The following is a 6469-nucleotide window of genomic DNA, read 5'->3' on the forward strand; positions in this document are numbered from 1 at the left end:
CCAGCCGATCCATGGCTGATGGCGAACACATATCACCAATAACAGCACCAATCGCATTTTGTTGGTCATCGGTTAATTGATAGGGAAAACCTTGATTAAATAATTGATACTGCTCATGATCTTGTTTAAATTGAAAACCAGGTCTGGTTTCGCGTTCTGCGTAGATATCTAATAATTCAGCCGCAACATCACGAATTTTTTCGGCGGCTTTTTGACGTGCTTTACTCCAAGCATCGGTACCTAATTTATGTAATGGCGCTAATTCCTCATCGCCACCTGAATAACGACTAATTAAATTTAACGATGATACAGGAACATAAAGTTTAGTGTCATTAGCATATAATAACATTAAATATTCACCCATAATACCATTGGTCTCTAAGGTAGTTAACCCAGCATAACGACCAACACCATGTTCTAAATGTACGACTGGTTTTCCCGGAGTAAGCTCAGCTAAACTACGGATCAAAGTATCAGTATTAATGGTATGTTTATTATCACGTTGTTTACGGCGTACAATACGTTGCCCCATTAATTCGTTTTCGGTAATAAAGGCCATATGCTGAGTATTATCAATAAAGCCTTGTTCACTGGCACCAATAATTAAATAAAAGCGGTGTTGATCGTTGATTTCTGTTAGTGAGGATAAATAAACGGGACGAATTTTAATCTGTTGTAATAAACCTTGAAGTACTTCGCGACGACCTTCCGATTCAACGGAGAAAATAATTTGCCCAGTGAATAGTTCACAAAATTGTTGTAAAGCTTGTAAAGGCTCTTTATGTTGGTTAGCGATAGTAATATTCGGCAACAAAGAAAAAGATAAATTATCATGATGGGCTTTCTTGGTTAATGACTCTGGTGATAATGATAATTTGGGATAATTTTTTAACTCTGCTAATAGCGTACTGGCAGTCATCCAAATTTTTTCTGGGGCTAAAAGTGGGCGCATGGGATCGACTTTTCGGCTTTCATAGCGTTGCTTAATATCTTGCCAATGTTTCTCTGCCGCAGATTGAATAGTTGGCAGCGTAATCACTAAGGTATTTGCCGGCAGATAAGCGAATAAGGAAACTAAAGGCTCCTTAAAAAACAGTGGTTGCCAATATTCAATGCCACTAGGTAAGATCCCTTTACTCACTTGTTGATAAAGACTTTCGGGCTCACGGCGAACCTCAAAATTCTCACGCCATTGACTCCGAAACAGCTCAATAGCTTGTTTATCGAAAGGAAATTCATGGGCAGGAAGCAATTGGACCGATTCTATTTTTTCGATGGTTCGCTGATTATCAATATCAAAGGTACGAATACCATCAATTTCATTATGAAGAAAATCAAGGCGATAAGGGTTATCACTACCCATCGGGAAAATATCAAGTAAGGCACCTCGCGTTGCATATTCGCCGTGCGCCATAACTTGATCAACCGATCGATAACCGGCATTAGCTAACTGCAATCGCATGGCTTCTGGGGAGATGATTTGTCCTTTGCTTAAAATAAATACATGCCCTGTTAAAAAACTGGGTGGGCAATATTTTTGCATCAGACTGGTAACGGGAATCAGCAACGCGCCTTTACGCATATACATCAATTGATATAAGCAGGCTAAACGATCGGAAATAATGTCTTGATAAGGGGAAAAACTATCATAAGGTAAGGTTTCCCAATCAGGCAATAAACGATTTTCTTGGGGCGTAAATTGCTTTAATTCTTCATATAATCGGGAGGTTTTTTGCATATCATCGGTAATGATTAACACTAATCCTTGATGTTGTTCAATAATTTTTGCGCAAATTAGTGCCAATGATGAACCAACAAGTTGTCCTAATTTTAGTGTATCACCTGGTTTTTGAGGTAGTTCAAATGGTAGATTATGCTCGTTCATGAAGTTAGATTCTTTTTCAATAGGTTACAGATCATTCCGTTAATTGAGATCAATGATTGATTTCCTTATCTCAATAAAATGAGGCGCAGTCATAATAAGATGATTAATCGATTATCCTTTCATCGTATCTAAAAACGATATGGTGTTCAAACAAAAGACAGTAATTTATCGCTGTTAGCTAACCAATATTATAATGGATAAGCTTTTAATTGTGAAACAATCGCTATAACCGATTTAAAACATAAAATCAAAAAATTAATGTAAAAATAAGGAGGCAAGATTACCAATAGATAGAAAGTCGAATAAATGCATATTATCGCGTCGTTTAGCTAAATCACTTTATTCCTTCATACTATTTATCATGTATAATAGACAATGTGTTTTATACAAAATGGTATAACGTCACGCTATGAGCGTATCCATACCATACGACAAAATTATCATCTAGAATAAGGATTTTCATGTATCGTCCATTAGCGTTATTTATTGGTTTACGTTATGCCTATGGGAAAAACACCGATAGTTTTGGTCGCTTTGTTGGTTGGCTTTCTATGATTGGTCTTATGTTAGGTGCAATGGCATTAATCATTGTACTATCGATAATGAATGGCTTAGAAGGACAGATGCAGGCAAGTATCTTACGCTTTTTTCCGCAAGCGATATTGACTACCGATAAACATCGTGTCGATCCAACTCTTTATCCAGCAACGTTATTTACCAATATACCTAATGTGAATCATATTACCTCATTAGTAACATCAGAAGCGATTTTACAAAGTCCTAATGCGATTACAGTTAGTCAATTGATCGGGATCAATCCTGAGCAGTTTGAACCAATTAGTCAGTATATTTCGGTTGGAGAATTAGCCGATCTTCAATCAGGTCAATATCGGATCATTATAGGACGTTCAATGGCTGAACAATTACAAGTTGATATTGGCGATCAAGTGCGGGTCATGGTACCAAGCGCCAGCCAACTGACCCCAATGGGACGTATTCCAAGTCAACGGTTATTCACGGTGGCAGGGATCTTTCATGTTAATAACGACATTAATGTTTCATTATTCTACGCAAACCAAACTGATGTGGCTAAATTAATGCACTTACCCAAAGATTATATTACGGGATGGCGATTATTCTTAGATCACCCTTTAGAGATTGAACAAATAGTTAAACAGCCATTGCCAGAAAACATGATGATTAAAGATTGGCGAGAATCACGCGGTGAACTTTTTGCAGCGGTTAAATTAGAGAAAAAAATGATGGGGTTACTGATAAGTTTAATCGTAATTGTGGCGGTATTTAATATTATTACTTCACTTGGTTTATTCGTTATGGAAAAAGAGGGGGAAGTCGCCATATTAAAAACCTTGGGTTTATCCAGCCAACATATTATGCGGATCTTTATGGTTCAAGGTGCCAGTTCTGGTATCATCGGCACCGTGATTGGTTCATTATTAGGAATAACTATCGCTTTGAATATTAATTTTATTATGAAATATCTTGGCTTATCGATGGCAGGGATTAGATTACCTGCGACGCTTGAACCAACGCAAATCGCACTGATTGTATTTTCATTAATTGCTATTTCTATTTTAGCCACCGTTTATCCAGCTTGGCGTGCAGCAAAAACGCAGCCAGCAGAGGCATTACGTTATGAATAATTTATCTTCGACTGATATAAAACCAGTTTCTCCTTTGTTATCTGCAAAAAATTTGTATAAAACTTATAAAGAAGGAAAACATCATACCGAAGTACTAAAAGGGGTCTCCTTTGATATAATGGCTGGTGATTTAATGGCTATCGTTGGGAGTTCTGGTTCAGGAAAAAGTACGTTGCTTCATCTGCTAGGTGGATTAGATACGCCAACACAAGGCGAAGTTATTTTTAACAATCAGTCATTAACACATCTCTCAGAAAATCAAAAAGCCGCATTACGTAATAGCCAAATTGGTTTTATTTACCAATTTCACCATTTATTGCCAGATTTCACCGCGTTAGAAAATGTGGCTATGCCTTTACTTATTGCTGGTATATCAGCAAAAGAGGCACAAACTAGAGCATTAGCTATGTTAGAGGCGGTTAATCTTATACATCGAATTAAACATAGACCATCTGAATTATCAGGCGGTGAACGCCAGCGAGTGGCTATCGCCCGTGCTTTAATTAATGAACCGAAATTAGTCATGGCCGATGAACCGACGGGTAATTTAGATCAGCAAACAGCAGAAATTATTTTTGAACTGTTAATAAAATTAAACCGTCAATCTAGTACCGCTTTTTTAGTGGTTACCCATGATATGAAGTTAGCCAGCAAGTTAGAGAAACAACTAACGATGGACAATGGGCAATTACTTTTCACCAAGAGTAAAGCATAATGAATTCATTAGCATTTTTTATTGGTTGGCGTTTCAAGCAAGGGCGTAAGCGTCGAGGAATGGTTTCATTAGTCTCTATTATCTCCACGCTGAGTATTGCATTAGGCATTATTGCTTTAATTGTTGGGCTTAGTGCGATGAATGGCTTTGAACATGAATTGCGTTCACGAGTATTGGCGGTTATTCCGCATGGTAAAATAGCTTCACCGTTTGGTGAAATGCAAGATTGGTCAAATATTGCTCATGATTTAGAACAGCAACCTAATATAACAGCCGTCTCACCTTATATAAATTTTACCGGATTAATAGAAAACGGTAAAACGTTAAAGGCGGTTAGCATCAATGGTGTTATACCTGAACTGGAGCAGCAAACCAGTGCTTTACCGCAATATGTATTAGATGATGGTTGGCAACGATTTAGTCAACATAGCGATCAAATGATCATCGGCGTAGGGTTGGCTAAAGAATTAGGCGCAAAACAAGGTGATTGGGTAACACTTTTAGTACCGAACTCAACTGAATTAAAACAACCTAAACGCATCCGTATGCAAATTGCTGGCCTAACGCAGTTAAGTGGTAAGTTAGGTTATAATTTTGTTCTGATTCCATTAACAGCGGCACAGAATTATACCAATATGGGGAAGAGTGTTACGGGATTAGCTGTCAACGTCACAGATGTGATGAATGCTAATCATGTTGTGATCAATGCAGCTCGTCAGTTACATTTACCATTAAGTGTAATGACATGGGAAAACGAATATGGATATATGTATCGAGATATTCAAATGATCCGATCTATTATGTACTTAGCCATGATTCTAGTCATTGGTGTATCGTGTTTCAATATTGTTTCAACACTAATTATTGCAGTAAAAGATAAAAACACGGATATTGCAATACTTAAAACATTAGGGGCTGATAATCGATTAATTCGCCAAATTTTTATTTGGTATGGGCTTATGTCTGGAGTTATAGGGAGTTTGGTTGGCGTTACTATCGGGATACTCATTGCCCTTAATTTATCAGATATCGTTTCCATTATTGAATCGCTAATAGGGCATAAAGTGTTAGATGGGCATATCTATTTTATTGATTTTTTACCATCACAATTACACATAAACGATATCATTCTCGTATTTTGTACCGCCATAATATTAAGTCTTATTGCCAGTTATTATCCAGCAAAACGTGCATGTGGTATCGATCCTGCAAAAGCGCTAAATGGTATGTAAATTAATTTTTAATAGGATAAATGCTAAAAACGTGATTTTAACATTTATCCTATTATTTAATTTTTTTAACGTGTTGCGCTTTTTATAATAGCCTATATTTATTCATTTAACGCTGTTTGCCACTACCTTTCTCTTGACTAAATTGCCAGCCTAAAAAGGCTATTTAAATGTAATTCATAGCGATTAATTTATTGCAAAATAGGGATAAACGAATTCGGTCGATTATTTGGGAAAGTCAATAAGATACAGCAAATAAATATATAGTAAAGACGAATTAGTTTTTTAGCTAAATGATGAACAATATATGATAAATTTAGATTAAAAAATGCGATGAATCACGTTATCCGTAGTCAATAAAAATAAGATTAATCTTTTATAAAAAAGTAAAAGTGGCACAAACTCGAAAAATTTGTGACTTATAGTTCACACTCATTACCGTAACGCTTAAAAAGAATAAGCAAAAAAGAATGATTGATAAAAACCCATTTCGTATATAAAATTCTTATCTTCATCTAAAATAAATGCCACTATCTCATCTTTTAACGCTTGCTTCTATACATACCGATATTTTAAAAATAAATAGATACCCAAAAATCCAATCCTTAAAAATAGGCTTATAAAATAGCTCAATATCTAAACAGCAGTATGCTATATTTTAGAGTTAAATGAAATAAGCCATTTTATAAAGATTAATATATTTATTGTTATTAGGTTCAAATACAGATTTGATTTCTTAGTAATAAATTAAATTTTGCTCAACGACAATGTTTTGTTAAAAAAGTTATTCAATTAAAATTGTCACCCAATTTTTACCCTTTTATTTTTGATGTTTATAACTAATTGATTTTATTATATAAAAACAAGATAAATATAAAAGGGTCAATTAGATAAAAGCGTAAAAATTTTATTCTATAATAATAAGTTAATTTGGTATCATTCTAGTTAACCGCCGCGTAGGCGGCTTAGAAATACG

Annotated in this window: 4 protein-coding genes; 3 read left to right on the forward strand and 1 reads right to left on the reverse strand. The window is 35.4% G+C overall.

Annotation, left to right across the window (positions count from 1 at the left end; genetic code table 11):
• On the reverse strand, positions 1-1885 hold a 1885-nt coding region (locus O970_RS02975; RefSeq protein ID WP_024495692.1), incomplete at its 3' end, for a CarD family transcriptional regulator.
• Between the two features lie 461 nt (positions 1886-2346).
• On the opposite strand from O970_RS02975, the gene lolC reads away from it, so the two are divergent.
• The 3 genes from lolC to lolE are packed head-to-tail and all read left to right on the forward strand — an operon-like array spanning position 2347 to position 5496.
• Complete coding sequence (gene lolC, locus O970_RS02980) at positions 2347-3549, forward strand: lipoprotein-releasing ABC transporter permease subunit LolC (RefSeq protein ID WP_024495693.1); 1203 nt, start codon at positions 2347-2349, stop codon at positions 3547-3549.
• Positions 3542-4264 carry a lipoprotein-releasing ABC transporter ATP-binding protein LolD gene (gene lolD / locus O970_RS02985; protein WP_024495694.1) on the forward strand — a complete coding sequence of 241 codons (723 nt, stop codon included), beginning with the start codon at positions 3542-3544 and terminating at the stop codon, positions 4262-4264. Before lolC ends, lolD begins: the two co-directional genes overlap by 8 nt.
• Complete coding sequence (lolE, locus tag O970_RS02990; protein ID WP_036562486.1) at positions 4264-5496, forward strand: lipoprotein-releasing ABC transporter permease subunit LolE; 1233 nt, start codon at positions 4264-4266, stop codon at positions 5494-5496. The genes lolD and lolE overlap by 1 nt, the downstream gene beginning before the upstream one ends.
• Positions 5497-6469 lie beyond the last annotated feature (973 nt).

It is taken from the genome of Candidatus Schmidhempelia bombi str. Bimp (assembly GCF_000471645.3).
GTDB lineage: Bacteria > Pseudomonadota > Gammaproteobacteria > Enterobacterales > Orbaceae > Utexia > Utexia bombi.